Source organism: Hydrogenophaga luteola (assembly GCF_042648585.1).
In the GTDB taxonomy this organism is placed as follows: domain Bacteria; phylum Pseudomonadota; class Gammaproteobacteria; order Burkholderiales; family Burkholderiaceae_C; genus Hydrogenophaga; species Hydrogenophaga luteola.
The window spans coordinates 1-15,392 of record NZ_JBHRXX010000004.1; the positions used below are offsets into that span (position 1 = coordinate 1).

At 69.2% G+C, this 15,392-nt stretch carries 14 protein-coding genes; 7 read left to right on the forward strand and 7 right to left on the reverse strand.

The annotated features are described in order from the left end of the window. Nucleotides 1-464: phosphoglycerate kinase (gene pgk / locus ACFOPI_RS09145; protein WP_382173173.1), on the forward strand; the 464-nt coding region annotated here is incomplete at its 5' end. A 10-nt stretch (nucleotides 465-474) separates the two neighbouring features. On the opposite strand, the gene ACFOPI_RS09150 is transcribed toward pgk, so the two are convergent. Continuing rightward, nucleotides 475-2,511: a 4-oxalomesaconate tautomerase gene (locus tag ACFOPI_RS09150; RefSeq protein ID WP_382173174.1), complete on the reverse strand. Its 2,037-nt coding sequence runs from the start codon at nucleotides 2,509-2,511 to the stop codon at nucleotides 475-477. 7 nt (nucleotides 2,512-2,518) lie between these two features. Next, entirely contained in the window at nucleotides 2,519-3,475 is a 957-nt protein-coding gene (locus ACFOPI_RS09155; RefSeq protein ID WP_382173175.1) for a Bug family tripartite tricarboxylate transporter substrate binding protein, read from the reverse strand. 128 nt (nucleotides 3,476-3,603) lie between these two features. Between ACFOPI_RS09155 and ACFOPI_RS09160 the strand changes: the two genes are divergently transcribed. Next, nucleotides 3,604-4,533 (forward strand): LysR family transcriptional regulator, encoded by a 930-nt coding sequence (locus ACFOPI_RS09160; protein ID WP_382173177.1) that lies wholly within the window; start codon nucleotides 3,604-3,606, stop codon nucleotides 4,531-4,533. Nucleotides 4,534-4,549: 16 nt separating this feature from the next. Here ACFOPI_RS09160 and ACFOPI_RS09165 read toward each other — a convergent pair whose 3' ends face one another. The 3 genes from ACFOPI_RS09165 to ACFOPI_RS09175 all read right to left on the reverse strand — a co-directional run bounded on the left by ACFOPI_RS09165 (nucleotide 4,550) and on the right by ACFOPI_RS09175 (nucleotide 6,589). After that, complete coding sequence (locus tag ACFOPI_RS09165; RefSeq protein ID WP_382173179.1) at nucleotides 4,550-4,960, reverse strand: YbaN family protein; 411 nt, start codon at nucleotides 4,958-4,960, stop codon at nucleotides 4,550-4,552. Next, nucleotides 4,957-5,367 carry a SirB2 family protein gene (locus ACFOPI_RS09170; RefSeq protein WP_382173180.1) on the reverse strand — a complete coding sequence of 137 codons (411 nt, stop codon included), beginning with the start codon at nucleotides 5,365-5,367 and terminating at the stop codon, nucleotides 4,957-4,959. The genes ACFOPI_RS09165 and ACFOPI_RS09170 overlap by 4 nt, the downstream gene beginning before the upstream one ends. A 118-nt stretch (nucleotides 5,368-5,485) precedes the next feature. Next, nucleotides 5,486-6,589: an alkene reductase gene (locus ACFOPI_RS09175; protein ID WP_382173182.1), complete on the reverse strand. Its 1,104-nt coding sequence runs from the start codon at nucleotides 6,587-6,589 to the stop codon at nucleotides 5,486-5,488. Nucleotides 6,590-6,729: 140 nt separating this feature from the next. On the opposite strand from ACFOPI_RS09175, the gene ACFOPI_RS09180 reads away from it, so the two are divergent. Next, nucleotides 6,730-7,764, forward strand: a complete 1,035-nt coding sequence (locus tag ACFOPI_RS09180; RefSeq protein WP_382173184.1) for an LLM class flavin-dependent oxidoreductase — start codon at nucleotides 6,730-6,732, stop codon at nucleotides 7,762-7,764. On the opposite strand, the gene ACFOPI_RS09185 is transcribed toward ACFOPI_RS09180, so the two are convergent. Next, nucleotides 7,727-8,611, reverse strand: a complete 885-nt coding sequence (locus tag ACFOPI_RS09185) for an AraC family transcriptional regulator (RefSeq protein WP_382173185.1) — start codon at nucleotides 8,609-8,611, stop codon at nucleotides 7,727-7,729. The genes ACFOPI_RS09180 and ACFOPI_RS09185 overlap by 38 nt on opposite strands. Nucleotides 8,612-8,741: 130 nt before the next feature. Between ACFOPI_RS09185 and ACFOPI_RS09190 the strand changes: the two genes are divergently transcribed. Next, entirely contained in the window at nucleotides 8,742-9,509 is a 768-nt protein-coding gene (locus tag ACFOPI_RS09190) for a hypothetical protein (RefSeq protein WP_382173186.1), read from the forward strand. 64 nt (nucleotides 9,510-9,573) lie between these two features. Here the strand turns inward: ACFOPI_RS09190 and ACFOPI_RS09195 are convergent, their stop codons facing one another. Beyond that, complete coding sequence (locus ACFOPI_RS09195; RefSeq protein WP_382173187.1) at nucleotides 9,574-10,860, reverse strand: acyl-CoA dehydrogenase family protein; 1,287 nt, start codon at nucleotides 10,858-10,860, stop codon at nucleotides 9,574-9,576. A 274-nt stretch (nucleotides 10,861-11,134) separates the two neighbouring features. On the opposite strand from ACFOPI_RS09195, the gene ACFOPI_RS09200 reads away from it, so the two are divergent. The 3 genes from ACFOPI_RS09200 to ACFOPI_RS09210 are packed head-to-tail and all read left to right on the forward strand — an operon-like array spanning nucleotide 11,135 to nucleotide 15,385. Further along, nucleotides 11,135-12,331, forward strand: coding sequence for an NAD(P)H-dependent flavin oxidoreductase (locus ACFOPI_RS09200; protein WP_382173468.1), 1,197 nt, complete (start codon nucleotides 11,135-11,137; stop codon nucleotides 12,329-12,331). After that, entirely contained in the window at nucleotides 12,328-14,775 is a 2,448-nt protein-coding gene (locus tag ACFOPI_RS09205; protein WP_382173188.1) for an adenosylcobalamin-dependent ribonucleoside-diphosphate reductase, read from the forward strand. The genes ACFOPI_RS09200 and ACFOPI_RS09205 overlap by 4 nt, the downstream gene beginning before the upstream one ends. Next, nucleotides 14,732-15,385, forward strand: coding sequence for a nitroreductase family protein (locus ACFOPI_RS09210; RefSeq protein WP_382173190.1), 654 nt, complete (start codon nucleotides 14,732-14,734; stop codon nucleotides 15,383-15,385). The genes ACFOPI_RS09205 and ACFOPI_RS09210 overlap by 44 nt, the downstream gene beginning before the upstream one ends. Nucleotides 15,386-15,392: the final 7 nt, after the last annotated feature.

Sequence of the window (15,392 nt, forward strand, 5' to 3'; positions counted from 1 at the left end):
TGCTGGGCGAAGCCACGGCGGTGATCGCCGCCATGAAGGCGCGCGGCGCCGAGGTGCCGATCCCTGAGGACGTGGTCTGCGCCAAGGCCTTCGCTGCCGACGCACCGGCGACGGTCAAGGCGGCGACCGACGTGGCCGACGACGACCTGATCCTGGACATCGGCCCCAAGACCGCGGCCAAGCTGGCCGAGCAGCTCAAGCAGGCCGGCACCATCGTCTGGAACGGCCCGGTGGGCGTGTTCGAGTTCGCGGCGTTCGAGAACGGCACCAAGGTGATCGCGCACGCCATCGCCGAATCGAGCGCCTTCAGCATCGCCGGTGGTGGCGACACGCTGGCGGCCATTGCCAAGTACGGCATCGAGAAGGACGTGGGCTACATCTCCACCGGTGGCGGCGCCTTCCTGGAAGTGCTGGAAGGCAAGACCCTGCCGGCGTTTGAGGTGCTGGCGCGCCGCGCCGCCTGACCAACCCCGCTCAGTCGGCGGCCATGTTCAGGCGCAGGCCGGTCTGACGCACCACATCCTGCCAGCGCTCGCCCTCGGCGAGCAGCAGGTCGTGCAGCTCACCCGGCGTTGAAGTCTGCACCTGCGCACCTTCGGCCTGCATGCGGGCCGCCACCTCCGGGTCGCGCAGTACTGTGTTGAGCGCGGTGTTGAGCTGGCGCGTCACGCTGTGCGGCGTCTTGGCCGGCGCGAACAGCGCGTACCACTGCGTCATCGCCACACCCGGCACCCCCGCCTCTGACAGCGTCGGCACATCGGGGCAGGCCGCCAGTCGTTCGGTGCCCGCCACCGCCAGGGCCTTCAGCCGCTTGCTGCGCAGGTACGGCAGGGCCGTGAACAGGCTCGGGAACATCAGCTGCACCAGGCCGTTGGCCACATCCGCAATCGCCGGTCCGGCGCCCGAGAAGTCGGCGCGGGTCAGGCGCGTGCCGGTCTGCAGCTGGAACAGCTCGGCAGCCAGATGCGGCACCGTGCCCTCACCGGCCGAGGCGTAGGCCATGGGCGACGGCGCGTCGCGCAGCAGCCGCACCAGCGAGGCCACATCGTCCACCGGCAGCGCCGCCGGCACCACCAGCAGGGTGGGTGAATAGCCGATCAGGCCCACCGGCGAGAAGTCTGCCACCGGGTCGTAGCGCAGCTTCTGCATCGCGGGGTTGATGCCGTGGGTGGCGATGTAGCCGAACATCAGGGTGTGGCCGTCGGGTTCGGCCGCGGCCACGTATTCGGCGGCGATGCTGCCGTTGGCGCCCGCCCGGTTGTCCACCACCAGCGGCTGGCCCAGCAGCGGCCCCAGCTTGCGCGTGAGCGTGCGCGCCATGGTGTCGTTGCCGCCGCCCGCGCTGGTGGGCACGATGATGTGCAGCTCATGCTGCGGGAAGTTGCGCACGGCGCTCGAAGCGGCGGGCGATGCGCTGCCGGGGACCGGTGCGGCGGGCGGGAACACGTAGCCTGGCAGGTGCAGCATGCCCTGCATGATCTTGCGCGCGGTGCGCACCAGCGCCGCGCTCTTGACCTCGATGGTCTCGCCCTCGCCTTCGATGTCCACCGCCACGTCGATCTGGCCGGCCGGGTGCAGCACCACCAACGCGTGGCGGCCCGCCTTGCGCGCGATGCCGCTGGCCACCGTGCCCGGCAAGGCAAACGCGGTGGCGACGCCGATGGCACCGGTGACCGCGTGCGAGGCGTGGCACTTGTGCGGCGTGAAGTAGCGCGAGGTGATGCTGTCAAGCGTGTCGCCGGCGCTGATCAGCACCGGCTTGGGCACCACGCTGTTCGTCACGTCGCCCAGGCCCATGCGCCGGCCGGCTTCCAGCCGCAGCGCCTCGATGCGCTCCAGCAGCGCCTTGTTGGCGTCCAGCTCGGCCGGCCGTTCGCGGCCGGTGAGGCCGAGGTCGATGGCGCGCAGCACCATCAGCGGCATCGCCGCGTCGATGCAGGTCACCTCCAGGCCGTCGATCAGGTCGATGCGCTGACCGGTGGGGAAGACCTGGCCGGTGACCGCGCCCCAGGCGTCCAGGAAGTTCAGCAGGATGGGCGCCGCAGTGCCGGCCACACCATCAATGCGCGCGTCGCCGTCGTAGCTGACCTTGCCGCCCGGCGTGCGGACCGTGGCCTCGATCTGCGAGCCGGTGTTGACGTTGTGGATGCGGACCGTGGTCGTGCCGTCTTGCGCGGAAATCAGCCCCTGTTCGATGGCAAACGGCGCCACGCCCGAGAGCATGTTGCCGCAGTTGGGGCGCGTGTCCACCGAGCGATGGCCGACGCCGACCTGGGCGAACAGGTAGTCCAGGTCACAGCCCGGCACGCTCGAGCGCGAGACGATGGCGACTTTGCTGTTGAGCGTGCTGCCGCCTCCCAGCCCGTCCAGCTGCAGCGGGTCGGAGGCTCCGATGGCGCCGATCAGTGCCTGGTCGCGCGCCTCGTCGCCTTCGGGCAACCAGTCGCGCAGAAAGAACGGGCCGCGCGAGGTGCCGGCGCGCATCAGCACGCAGGGAATCGAAAGTGACATGGCGTGCTCAATCCGCCGTGATCTTGGCCTTGACCACCACGTTCTTCCACTTGGCCAGCTCGGACTTCACCAGGCCGCCGAGCTCCTCGGGCGTGCTGGTCTCGACATCAGCGCCATGGTCTTCCATGCGCTTGATGACCTCCTTGTCGGACAGCACCTCGTTGATGGACTTGTTGAGCTTGGCCACCACGTCCTTGGGCGTCTTGGCGGGCGCGAAGATGGCGTACCACTGCTGCACCTCGACGCCGTCGACACCGGCTTCCTTCATGGTCGGCACGTCGGGCAGCAGCGGCGAGCGCTTCGGACCGGCGATGGCCAGCGCCTTGAGCTTGCCGCCTTTGACGTGCGGCAGCGCGGTGAACAGGCTGGGGAACATGAACTGCGTCTGGCCGCCCAGGGTGTCGTTGACGGCAGGGGATGAACCCTTGTAGGGCACGCCGATCATTTCGACACCCGCGTTCAGCTTGAACAGCTCACCGGCAAAGTGCGGTGCGGTTCCGTTGCCTGCGGTGGCGTACACATATTTTTCCGGTTTGGCCTTGAGCTGGGCGACGAGGTCTTTGACGTCTTTCACCGCCACATTGGCGTTGGCCACCATCAGCGTGCCCGAGTAACCCACCAGGGCCACGGGTTCGAAGTCCGTCACCGGGTCGTAGCGCAGCTTCTGCAGCGCCGGGTTCATGGCATGGGTGGCGATGTAGCCCAGCATCAGGGTGTGGCCGTCGGGTGTGGCCCGGGCCACGAACTCGCTGGCGATGGCGCCGTTGGCGCCGGCCTTGTTCTCCACGATCACGCTCTGGCCCAGCATGGGCGCCAGCTTCTGCGCGATGGTGCGGGCCATCAGGTCGTTGCCGCCGCCGGCCGCGGTGGGCACGACGATGGTGACGTTCTTGCTGGGGAAACCCTGGGCGTTGGCGGTGAGTGCGGTCAGGGCGAGGGCGATGGCGGTGAGGGTGGACTTCATGGGTTTGTCTCCGGTGTTGGGGGAAGTGGGCGAATGATCCGTCGCCCGGAGATGTCTGTGAATTGCATAGTTGGGATTGATTGATCCACAATGTGCATCAATCAGAAACCTCGTGTCCAGCACCTCTCATGTCCTCCCATTTCGATCTCAACGACCTCATGGCGTTCCGCGCGGTGGCCGAACTCGGCAACTTCCGCAAGGCCGCCGAATCGGTCCACATCTCACAGCCGGCCTTCAGCCGCCGCATCGACAAGCTGGAGCAGGCGCTGGGCGTGCGGCTGCTGGAGCGCAGTACGCGGCGCGTCAGTCTCACGGTGGTCGGGCGCGACTTCGACCGGCAACTGCGCCAGATCCTCGACGCGCTGGACACCACGCTGCTGGGCATCCGCGGCGTGGCCGCCACGCGCATGGGCGAGGTGACCATCGCGGCCGTGCCCTCGGCGGTGAACTACTTCCTCTCCAGTGTGATCGCGCGCTACCACGAGCGCTACCCGCGGGTGCGGGTGAAGATCATCGACGAGAGCGCCAACACGGTGCTGCTGGCGGTGGCGCGCGGCGAGGCCGACTTCGGCCTGAACTTCGTGGGATCGCAAGAGGGCGACGTCGAGTTCAAGCCGCTGGTGGAGGAGCAGTTCGTAGCGGCCTGCCGCCGCGACCATCCGCTGGCCAAGAAGCGCCAGGTGCGCTGGGCCGAACTCGCGCAGTACGACTACATCGCGGCCGACAAGGTCTCGGGCAACCGCCTGCTGCTGGACCAGGCCCTGGCCGGCATGGCCGAGCAGCCGCACAGCTTGTACGAAACGCGGCACGGCACGACCATGATCGGTCTGGTGGAAGCGGGGCTGGGCGTGGCGGTGGTGCCCTCGATGGCCATGCCGGCCAAAGACCACCCGCTGCTGGCCAGCGTGCCGCTGGTGGACCCGGTGGTCAAACGCATGGTGGGCCTGATCAAGCGCCGCTCCACCGTGCTCACGCCGGCGGCGCAGGAGTTCTACAACCTCTGTGCCGAGATGCAGACCGACAAGCCACGTCGACGCGCGCGCAAGACCGCGGCCTGAAACGGTCTGCGGTGGCTCAGGGCTTGCGCGTCGGAATGCGCAGCACCACCCAGGCGCCCACTGCGCCCAGCACCACCAGCACCACCTGCGCGATCCAGCGGTGGCGGAAGCTCCAGATCGAGAAGCTCACCATCACCAGCATCGAGACCACGGCGATGGTTTTGGTGCGCCGGGTCAGGCTGCGGTTCGCCTCCCAGTCGCGCAGCATCGGGCCGGTGAGCCGGTGGTTGAGCAGCCAGGCGTGCAGCCGCGGCGAGGCTTTGGCGTAGCAGGCGGCGGCGAGCAGGATGAAGGGTGTGGTGGGCAGACCCGGCACCACCACACCGATGAGCCCAAGCACCAGCGACACCGAGCCGGCCAGCCAGAGCAGAGCGCGCACCAGGCGCGAGTGGTGGACCGTTGCCGCACCCTGATCGCCTCGGCTCATGACGCGAACAGGCCCAGCGGGTGGCGCGCCATGGCGATGCTGGCCATGAACCCGACCACCGCCAGCGCGGCGATGAAACACAGGGCCTTGCTCGCGCGTGTGGGTGCCCGCTTGAGCGCCAGCGTGCCGAGCACGATGTAGACGATCAGCAGCACCAGCTTGGCCAGCAGCCAGTGGTTCTGCGTGGGGTTGAGCTGCAGCAGCCACCACAGCGTGCCGCCGGCCAGCAGCAGCAGCGAGTCGATGACCGGCGCCAGGCCACGCGCCCAGCCCGCCATGGGCCAGGCCTGCTTCGCCAGCACGCCCAGGCCGCGCGCGGCGAACCACAAGACGCTGAGCGTCACCAGGGTGATGTGCAGCGGCAGCAGCCAGGGATAGATCGCGGCGACCAGTTCGGGGGAGGGCATGGTCCGCGCATCATAGGTCGCAGCGCGGGGGCTCAGACGGGTCAGCCGCCGGGCCGCCCCAAGGCTGGCCCAGCCCCCTCGGGGGGCAGCGACCCGCGCAGCGGCGGAGCGTGGGGGCTCAAGCTTCCAGAAACGGGTAGTCGGTGTAGCCCTTCTCGCCGCCACCGTAGAAGGTCATCTTGTCGGGCTTGTTGAACGGGCCGCCAGCCTTCAGTCGCGCCACCAGATCGGGGTTGGCGATGTAGGCCTTGCCGAAGGCCACCAGGTCGGCGCCATCGGCCAGGGCCTGCTGCGCCAGCTCGAGGTCGTAGCCGTTGTTCACCATCCAGGCGCCGGTGCCGCCGGTCGCGCGGTAGGCGGCTTTGAACGCGGCGTAGTCGAACGGCCGGTCGGGCAGTTCGCGCGGGCCGCCGGTGGCGCCTTCGATCACATGCACATAGGCCAGCCCATACGGCGCCAGCTTGCGCGCCACGTGGTCGAACAGCGGCTGCGGGTCGTCGTCCACGATGTCGTTGGCCGGGGTCACGGGCGAGAGGCGGATGCCGGTGCGGCCACCGCCGATGGCTTCGGTCACCGCGGCCACCACTTCCAGCAGCAGGCGCGCGCGGTTGGTGATGCTGCCGCCGTAGTCGTCCTTTCGGTGGTTGGCGCCGGTCTTGAGGAACTGGTCGATCAGGTAGCCATTGGCGGCGTGAATCTCCACCCCGTCGAAGCCGGCGCTGATGGCGTTCTGGGCCGCATGCCGGTAGGCCTGCACGATGCCGGGGATTTCCTCGGCGTCCAGCGCGCGCGGCTCGGAGGTGTCGACAAAGGTCGGCACGCCGTCCTTGATCAGCACGGTCTTGGTGTGGGCGCGGATGGCCGAGGGCGCGACCGGCTTCTGGTAATGCGGCTGAAGCTCCACATGCGAGACGCGGCCCACGTGCCAGAGCTGGGTGACGATCTTGCCGCCCAGATCGTGTACGGCTTGGGTCACACGCTTCCAGCCGTCCAGCTGCTCGGTGCCGTACAGGCCGGGCACATCGGCGTAGCCCTGGCCCTCGGGACAGATGGCGGTGGCCTCGGTGATCAGCAGGCCTGCGCTGGCGCGCTGCGCGTAGTACTCGGCCATCAGCGGCGTGGGGATGGCCTCGGGCGCGCGGTTGCGCGTGAGCGGCGCCATGACGATGCGGTTGGCCAGGTGCAGGTCGCCGGCTTGAATGGGGTCGAAGAGGGTGGTCATGGTCGGTGGAGGTGGAATGGTTGGCAGAGCCTACGCCGAGCGGCGCGGCATTGCCATCACGTTCCGGACAGGGCTTGCGTTGCGTCAGGGTTTGATGGGATCGGCAGCGCTTGGGCGCCTGCAAGCCCACAATCGGGCGCATGAAAGCCCTGTCCTCCATCCGTTTGTCCATGCTCGACCTGGTCGCCGTGCGCGAGGGCGGCAGCGTTGCCGACGCGCTGGCGATTGCCCTGCGCACCGCGCAGCACGCCGAGCGCCTTGGCTTCACCCGCTACTGGCTGGCCGAGCACCACAACATGAGCGGCATCGCCAGTTCGGCCACGGCCGTGCTGGTGGGCCACATCGCGGGCGGCACGCAGCGCATCCGCATCGGGTCCGGCGGGGTGATGCTGCCCAACCACGCGCCGCTGGTGGTGGCCGAAGCGTTCGGCACGCTGGCCGAGCTGTACCCCGGGCGCATCGATCTGGGCCTGGGCCGCGCGCCCGGCACCGACCCGCTGACCATGCGCGCGCTGCGCCGCGACCGCGTCGAGACCGAAGAAGACTTCCCGCGCGACGTGGCCGAGTTGCAGCGCCTGCTGGACGACCCGCAACCCGGCCAGCGCCTGATCGCCATGCCCGGCGCGGGCACCAAGGTGCCGATCTGGCTGCTCGGCTCCAGCCTGTTCTCGGCCCAGCTCGCGGCCGAGCGCGGCCTGCCGTACGCCTTCGCCTCGCACTTTGCGCCGCGCTACCTGCTGCAGGCGCTGCAGCTGTACCGGCAGAACTTCAAGCCGTCGAAGACGCTGGACAAGCCCTATGCCGTCGTCGGCGTGCCGCTGATCGCTGCGCCCACCGACGACGAGGCGGAGTACCTGGCCAGCAGCACCTACCAGCGCGTGCTGGGCATCCTGACTGGCCGGCGCGGCCAGCTGCCGGCGCCGGTCGAGGGCTTCATGGACCGGCTGGACACGCAGGCGCGCGCGGCCATTGCCGACTTCCTGGCCTGCGCCGTGGTGGGCGGGCCGCAGACGGTGCGCGCCGGCCTGCAGCAGCTGGCCGACGCCACCCAGGCCGACGAGTTCATGTTGGTGAGCGACGTGTTCGACCCCGCGCTGCGGCTGCGCTCGCTGGACATCGCGGCCGAGGCGATGCGGGTCAGCGCGCCGGTGGCGCCGGCGGCAACGATCCCCTGAGCCACTCGCGCGGCGAGTGCCCGGTCTTGGCAGCGAAGGCGCGGCTCAGGGCCGAAGGGTTCGCGTAGCCCAGCTCGCTCGTCAGCTGCTTGATGGAGCTGCCCCGCGCCAGGCCCGTCTGGGCCAGCCCGATGCGCCAGTCGCTCAGGTAGTCCGCCGGCGTCTGGCCCACCAGTTGCCGGAACAGGCTGGTGAAGCCGGTGCGCGACATGCCGGCCACCACCGCCAGCTGCTCCACGCTCCAGGGTTCGCCGGGCGCGTCGTGCATGGCCACGATGGCCCGCGCCAGCCGCGGGTCCGACAGGCCCGTGACCAGCCCGGGCGGCACTCCGGCTTCGCGCGGGTGGTCGAGCAGCCAGCGCAGGGTCTGGATCAGCACCACCTCGAACAGCCGGTCGGCCAGCAGCCGGTGGCCGCAGCGCACACGGGCGGTCTCGGCGAACAGCAGCTCCAGTGAGGCGCCCAGTCCCTCCACCTCGTCCAGCGACAGCACGATGGCGCCGGGCAGGGTGCGCACCAGCGGGTGGGCTTGGCCGCCCTCGAACCACAGCTGCGCACAGGTGAAGTCGGCGCCTTCGATGGGCGGGTTGTGGAAGTGGTGGGCGATGGCGCGCGGGTAGAACAGCAGTGCGGGTGCGCGCAGGTGCAGGCGCAGCGGCACGGCCTGCCGCGGCGGGTGGGTTACATCGAGCGTGCCCCGGCGCAGCAGGTGCAGGTAGCCCATGCCCGGCGGCGGCGTGAAGCTCTGCACACCGCAGAGCGTGCCGGTGAACGACAGCTCGGCGCGCACGGGAAAACGCTCCAGCAGGCTGGACAGGCGGTCAATGGGCGGGGGCGTGACGGTCATGCCGGCGGTTGGACGAAAGGGTATGAATTCTGTACGAAATGATCCCATCTGAACAGGTTGCGGCCAGACACTGGGTGCCACGGATCGCCGCCCGGCGGTCCGCTTCCCATCCCCTACCCAGGAGTTCTCCATGCGTTCTGTCTGTCTGCCCACCCCCTTGAACACCGCCTTGCTGGCGGCCGCCCTCGTCACGACCGGCCCGGCCCTGGCCGACGGCGGCCACAGCCACAGCGGCGGCATCGCCAGCGCAACGGCCAAGGCCGTCCACGCGCCCTTCGACGTGGTGCACACCCGCATCACCACCGAGGACAACGCCTTGGTGTTCCACATGCAGGTCTCGGGCAAGGCCGGGCGCACGCGGCCGACGAAGTCGGGCCAGTTGGCCGGCAGCCGCGTGTTCTCCTACGTCTGGCCCACCAGCCTGGACCCGGCCGAGGTCGGCTTCGAGCCCAAGGCCGGCATCCTGGCCTTTGCCGTCACCGCCCACCCCGACTTCGACGACACGCCGCTGTTCGACGAGAACGGCGACGGCCACCTGAAGAACGACGGTGGCGTTTGGCACTCGCACTGGGTGGTGCTGCAGCCCGACGAGGCTTGCGGCAAAGGGTCGCTGAAGGTGGTCGACATCCCCGAAGGCAGCCAGCCGCGCCTGCCCAAGACCTGGCCCGGACTGCCGCTGCTGATCGACAGCCCCGGCTGGAGCCCGTCGTTCGAGCGCGGCAGCGTGAACGTACGCGTGCCATTCGACAACGTGTCGGCGCTGCAGGCCCTGAAGTTCGACGGCGTGACTGCGGCGCTGCGTGTGAACGCCAGCGTGCACGCACCCCTGCTGTGCGTGGCCCAGGTGTTCAAGGTGGCGTCGGGCGACCTGTCGCTGCCGGGAGCACTCGATCGCTGAGCATGCGCGCTGCGCGGGGACAGGAATCCCGCGCAGCGGCGGAGCGTGGGGGCCACAGCGCTGTTCAGTTCAGATGTGGTGGTGTGCGCATCTGCTCCGGCGTCGTGAAGTACGCCGACAGTGAGCCCAGCCGCTCGCGCGCCCGCGCGAACTCGTGCCGCGCCACACTGCGCAGGTGCACCTCGTCGGGTCCGTCGAGCAGGTGCAGCGCGCGGCCCCAGGTCCAGAACTGCGCCAGCGGCGTGTCGGGTGACAGGCCCATCGCGCCGAAGATCTGCATGGCGCGGTCCACCACGCGGGTCTGCAGGCCGGCGGCCACCACCTTGATCGCGGCCACCTGCGCGCGCACGGTGGCCGGTTCGGCCTGCTCCGGGTGGTCCAGCAGCCAGGCGCAGCGCAGCACCAGCAGGCGCGCCTGGTCGATCTCGATGCGCGAGTGCGCAATCCACTCCTGCACGTTGGCGTAGTCGGCCAGGTGATGGCCGAAGCTGCGCCGCTCCAGCGCGCGCTCGGTGGCCAGCGCCAGGGCCAGCTCGCACTGGCCGATGGTGCGCATGCAGTGGTGCACCCGGCCCGGGCCCAGCCGCGCCTGCGCCATCGCGAAACCGTGGCCCCATGTGCCCAGCAGATGGTCGGCCGGCACGCGTACGCCGCGCAGCACGATCTCGCAATGGCCTTCGGGCGCGTGGTGGTGCACCACGCTGATGTTGCGCACGATCTCCATCCCCGGCGTGTTCATGGGCAGCAGCACCATGCTGTGCTGGTGGTGCAGGTCGTCGCCTTCCCCGTCTGCGTTGCGCGCCATCACGATCAGCACGCGGCAATTCGGGTGCGCCACGCCGGTGATGAACCACTTGCGGCCACTGAGCACGAGTTCATCGCCCTCGCGTCGAACGGTCGTCTGCAGGTTGGTCGGGTCGGACGAGGCCACGTCGGGCTCGGACATGGCGAACGCCGAACGGATGTCGCCGTTCAACAAGGGCAGCAGCCACTGCGCGCGCTGCGCCGGTGTGGCGAAGCGGTGCAGCAGTTCCATGTTGCCGGTGTCGGGCGCGCTGCAGTTGAAGACCTCGGCGGCCCAGCTCAGCCGGCCCATGGCCTCGGCCAGCGGCGCGTAGTCGAGGTTGCACAGGCGTGTGCCGAGTTCGTCCTCGCGCAGGCCGGGCAGGAACAGGTTCCACAGGCCCTCTTCGCGCGCCAGGGTTTTCAGGTCTTCGAGGAAGGGCGGTGGGTAGTGCCCGTCCTGCACCGCCTGGTGCCAGGCCGCGTTGTGCGGCAGCACATAGGTCTGCAGAAACTGGTCCAGCTGGCGCAACAACGCCTGCGCGCAGGGGCTTTGTTCGAAGTCCATGGCCTGGATTCTGGAAAGGCCCTTTGAACCTTGGGGGCGCCTGGGCGACAGGCCGTGTCTGGAATACCCCATCCGACGGCCGGTTGGGGTGGTTCTTGACCCAGAACAAGGCGGCGCGGCGCCGTCGCCGGTAGTCTCCACCAGCGGTTTTTTGCGCCGTCCTATGGGAAATCAGACGATGAATGCACGAGATGTGATGGGGGCGGTGGCGCCTGGAGACGGCGAGACCGCCGAACGCGCGCGGGCGCTGCTGCGCCAGGCGGGCGAGAACGGCATGCGCCCCTGGCGGCTCAAGGGCCGCGAGCTGCTGCCGGTCGTGCAGGGCGGCATGGGCGTGGGCGTGTCGGCCGGCGGCCTGGCCGGCGCCGTGGCCGCGCTGGGTGGGGTGGGCACCGTGTCGTCGGTGGACCTGCGCCGCCTGCACCCCGACCTGATGGCCCAGACCAGCCACCTGGAAAGCGGCAAGGAACCCGACGCGCGCGAGCGCATCAACGCCGCCAACCTGGTCGCGCTGGACCGCGAGATCCAGCGCGCGCGCCTGATTTCGCAGGGGCGCGGCATGGTGGCGGTGAACATCATGAAGGCCCTGTCGGCCTACGAGATCTATGTGCGCCAGTCGCTGGAAAGCGGCGCCGACGCGGTGGTGGTGGGCGCGGGCCTGCCGCTGGACCTGCCCGAACTGGCCAAGGACCATCCCGGGACCGCCCTGATCCCCATCCTGTCCGACGCGCGAGGCGTGCAGCTGATCGTCAAGAAATGGGAGAAAAAGGGCCGCCTGCCGGACGCCATCGTCATCGAGCACCCCCGGCTGGCCGGGGGGCACCTGGGCGCGGCCAAGGTCGCCGACCTGCAGGACCCGCGTTTCAATTTCGAGAACGTGATCCCCCAGTCCCTGGAATTTTTCAAATCGGCTGGGCTGGAAGGAAAGATTCCATTGATCGCCGCCGGCGGCATTTCCAGCCGCGAAGACATCCTGCGTCTGCAGGGTCTGGGCACCGCCGCGGTGCAGATGGGCACGGCCTTCGCGGTGACGCAGGAATGCGACGCCGACCCCGCCTTCAAGCAGGTGCTGGCCAACGCGACGCCGGAAGACGTGGTGGAGTTCATCAGTGTGGCCGGGCTGCCTGCGCGAGGTGTGCGCACACATTGGCTCAACAAGTACCTGCGCGTGGAGCCCAAGCTCAAGGCCGTGGCGCACGTCAAGGACCGCTGCAACATGGCCTTCGACTGCCTGGCGCATTGCGGATTGCGAGATGGCAAGTCGGACATGGGCCAGTTTTGCATCGACCAGCAGCTGGCCCACGCTTGGGAAGGTGATCAGCAGCGCGGACTTTTTTTCCGGGGGGCCGGTGCCCTGCCGTTTGGCAAGGACATCCGTTCGGTCCATGATCTGCTGTCCTGGATGGTGGCCGGCAACCGGCCGGCGGAGCCTGTACCATCCGACGCCTTCAAAACCGGAGCCCTTGCATGAAGCGTGACCCCCAACCCGGAGCCCAGAATCTCCGGGAACCCCAGCCGATCAGCCTCGATGTGCTGGAAGAAAAATACCTGAAACCCGGGGAGACCGGCATCGACGACCTCTACCGCCGCGTGGCCCGCGCCCTGGCCTCGGTGGAAAAAGAGCCGATCCGCGCCGAATGGGAACGTAAGTTCCTCGACAACCTGTACGCGGGTGCCATCGGCGCCGGCCGCATCATGAGCGCCGCCGGGACCGACATCCAGGCGACCCTGATCAACTGCTTCGTGCAGCCCGTGGGCGACTGCATCCAGGGCTTCGACGACGAAGGCTTCCCGGGCATCTACGAGGCCCTGCGCGAAGCCGCCGAAACCATGCGCCGCGGCGGTGGGGTGGGCTACGACTTCTCGCGCATCCGCCCGCGCGGTGCCGAGGTCAAGGGCACGCACTCGATGGCCTCGGGGCCGTGCAGCTACATCAACGTGTTCGACCAGTCGTGCTCGACGGTCGAGAGCGCCGGTGCGCGCCGTGGCGCCCAGATGGGCGTGCTGCGCATCGACCACCCGGACGTGCTGGACTTCATCACCGCCAAGCGCACACCCGGCCGCTGGAACAACTTCAACGTGTCCGTGGGCGTGAGCGACGCCTTCATGGAAGCCGTGGCCGGCGACCAGCCCTGGGAATTGGTGCACAAGGCCAAGCCCGGGAGCAAGGTCATGGACAAGGGCGCCTACCAGCGCGCCGATGGCCTCTGGGTCTATCAGAGCGTGTCCGCGCGCGAACTGTGGGACACCATCATGAAGTCGGCCTACGACTTCGCGGAGCCCGGCATCCTGTTCCTGGACAAGATCAACCAGGACAACAACCTGCGCTACTGCGAAGGCATCGCCGCCACCAACCCCTGCGGCGAACAGCCGCTGCCGTCCTACGGCTGCTGCGACCTCGGCCCCATCATCCTCACGAACTTCGTGCGCAACGCCTTTGGTTTCGGCGGCGTGCCCTCGTTCGACTTCGCCGCCTTCGAGCAGGCGGTGGCGACCCAGGTGCGTGCGCTGGACAACGTGCTGGACGTGACCTTCTGGCCGCTGGAACAGCAGCGCAAGGAAGCGCAGGACAAGCGCCGCATCGGCGTCGGCTTCACCGGCATGGGCAACACCCTGGCCATGCTGTGCGTGCGCTACGACCGCGAGGACGGCCGCAAGGTCGCCGCGAAGATTGCCGAGCACATGCGCGACGCGGCCTACCGTGCCTCGATCGAGCTGGCCAAGGAAAAGGGCGCCTTCCCCAAGTTCGACGCCAACGGCTACCTGGAGCGCGGCACCTTCGCCAGCCGCCTGCCCGAGTCCATCCGCCAGGCCATCCGCGAACACGGCATCCGCAACAGCCACCTGCTCTCCATCGCCCCCACCGGCACAGTGAGCCTGGCCTTTGCCGACAACGCCTCCAACGGCATCGAGCCGCCGTTCTCCTGGATGTACCGCCGCAAGAAGCGCGAGCACGACGGCTCCACCCGCGAGTACGCGGTGGAAGACCACGCCTGGCGCCTCTACCGCGACCTCGGCGGTGACGTGGACCACCTGCCCGAGTACTTCGTCAACGCGCTGGCGATGACCGCGGGCGAGCACATCGCCATGATGGAAGCGGTGCAGCCCTTCGTGGACACCGCGATCTCCAAGACGGTCAACGTGCCGGGCGACTACCCCTACGAGGACTTCAAGAACCTGTACCTGCAGGCCTGGCGCGCCAGCCTCAAGGGCATGGCCACCTACCGGCCCAACACCATCCTGGGCTCGGTGCTCGACACCGGCGCGCCGGTGGTCGAGGCCAAGCCAGCCCCCGCGCCTGCGGCGGCGCCGGTGGACCCGATGCGTACCGTGATCGAGAGCCGTCCCAAGGGCGCGCTCTCGGCGGTGGCCGACAAGATCGAGTACTGGACGCAGGAAGGCCATAAGACCCTGTACATCGTGGTCTCCTTCCTGCCGGTGCCGGCCGCCGACGGCAAGGGCACGGTCGAGCGCGCCATCGAGTTCTTCATGCCCGTGGGCCAGAACGGTGAGTCGCAGCAGTGGATCACCTCCACCATGCGCATGCTGTCGCTGGCCGCGCGCGGCGGTTTCCTGGGCCGGGCGCTGTCCGACATGCGCAAGGTCGCCTGGGACCGCGGCCCGGTGCGCCTGGGCACCTACGAGAAGGCCGACGGCACCCACGTGCCGATGTGGCACGACTCGGAGGTGGCCGCCATTGCGTTCGCGCTGCAGAACATCATTGCCCGCCGCAACCAGCAGACCGACACCGCCGCAGTCGCCACACCCCACGCCCCGGCCGCGCCAGAGCTGGTGGGCATGTCGTCCAGCGTGATGGCCGGCAAGAAGTGCCCCGAGTGCGGCGCACACGCCATGATCCGCAAGGACGGCTGTGACTACTGCACCTCCTGCGGACACCTCGGCAGCTGCGGCTGAGCCCGACACCGGCGTGACCGACTGGGCGGCGCTGGCCGCCGAGCTGATGTCGGCGCGCCGCACGGTGCTGCCGTTCCGCCTGGGTGAGCCCGGCCCCGACGCCACGCAGCTGCAGGCCATCCTGTCGGCCGCGGCCTCGGCGCCCGACCACCGCAGCCTGCTGCCCTGGCGCTTCATCGCCGTGCCGGGCGACCAGCGCGAGGCCTTGGCCGAGGTGTTCGTGCAGGCCTTGCTGGAGCGCGATCCGCAGGCCGAACTACACGACATTGCCAAGGCGCGCGAGAAGGGATTCCGCTCGCCTTTCCTCGCGCTGCTGGTGGTCGACGAGACCAAGGGTGATGCCGAGATCGGCCTGGCCGAGCGGCTGATCTCCGCCGGCTGCGCGGCGCAGAACGTGCTGCTCATGGCCACGGCCCTGGGCTACGGCTCGGCACTCACCGCCGGACAGTCGGTGCGTTCGGCCGCGCTGCACCGCTTCTTCGGCCTGGGCGAGCGCGAGCAGGCCGTGTGTTTTCTGAGCATCGGCACCGCACTCTCGCGCGGCAAGACCGTCGTGCGCCCCACGGTGGCCGACTACGTCTTCACCCTGAACCCCGTCGGCCCTGGCTGACACGTTT

Excerpts from the sequence above, each read along its gene's own strand:
- ACFOPI_RS09150 (WP_382173174.1), bottom strand. The coding sequence starts at position 2,511 with ATGTCACTTTCGATTCCCTGCGTGCTGATGCGCGCCGGCACCTCGCGC.
- ACFOPI_RS09155 (WP_382173175.1), bottom strand. The coding sequence starts at position 3,475 with ATGAAGTCCACCCTCACCGCCATCGCCCTCGCCCTGACCGCACTCACC.
- ACFOPI_RS09160 (WP_382173177.1), top strand. The coding sequence starts at position 3,604 with ATGTCCTCCCATTTCGATCTCAACGACCTCATGGCGTTCCGCGCGGTG.
- ACFOPI_RS09165 (WP_382173179.1), bottom strand. The coding sequence starts at position 4,960 with ATGAGCCGAGGCGATCAGGGTGCGGCAACGGTCCACCACTCGCGCCTG.
- ACFOPI_RS09170 (WP_382173180.1), bottom strand. The coding sequence starts at position 5,367 with ATGCCCTCCCCCGAACTGGTCGCCGCGATCTATCCCTGGCTGCTGCCG.
- ACFOPI_RS09175 (WP_382173182.1), bottom strand. The coding sequence starts at position 6,589 with ATGACCACCCTCTTCGACCCCATTCAAGCCGGCGACCTGCACCTGGCC.
- ACFOPI_RS09180 (WP_382173184.1), top strand. The coding sequence starts at position 6,730 with ATGAAAGCCCTGTCCTCCATCCGTTTGTCCATGCTCGACCTGGTCGCC.
- ACFOPI_RS09185 (WP_382173185.1), bottom strand. The coding sequence starts at position 8,611 with ATGACCGTCACGCCCCCGCCCATTGACCGCCTGTCCAGCCTGCTGGAG.
- ACFOPI_RS09190 (WP_382173186.1), top strand. The coding sequence starts at position 8,742 with ATGCGTTCTGTCTGTCTGCCCACCCCCTTGAACACCGCCTTGCTGGCG.
- ACFOPI_RS09195 (WP_382173187.1), bottom strand. The coding sequence starts at position 10,860 with ATGGACTTCGAACAAAGCCCCTGCGCGCAGGCGTTGTTGCGCCAGCTG.
- ACFOPI_RS09200 (WP_382173468.1), top strand. The coding sequence starts at position 11,135 with ATGCGCCCCTGGCGGCTCAAGGGCCGCGAGCTGCTGCCGGTCGTGCAG.
- ACFOPI_RS09205 (WP_382173188.1), top strand. The coding sequence starts at position 12,328 with ATGAAGCGTGACCCCCAACCCGGAGCCCAGAATCTCCGGGAACCCCAG.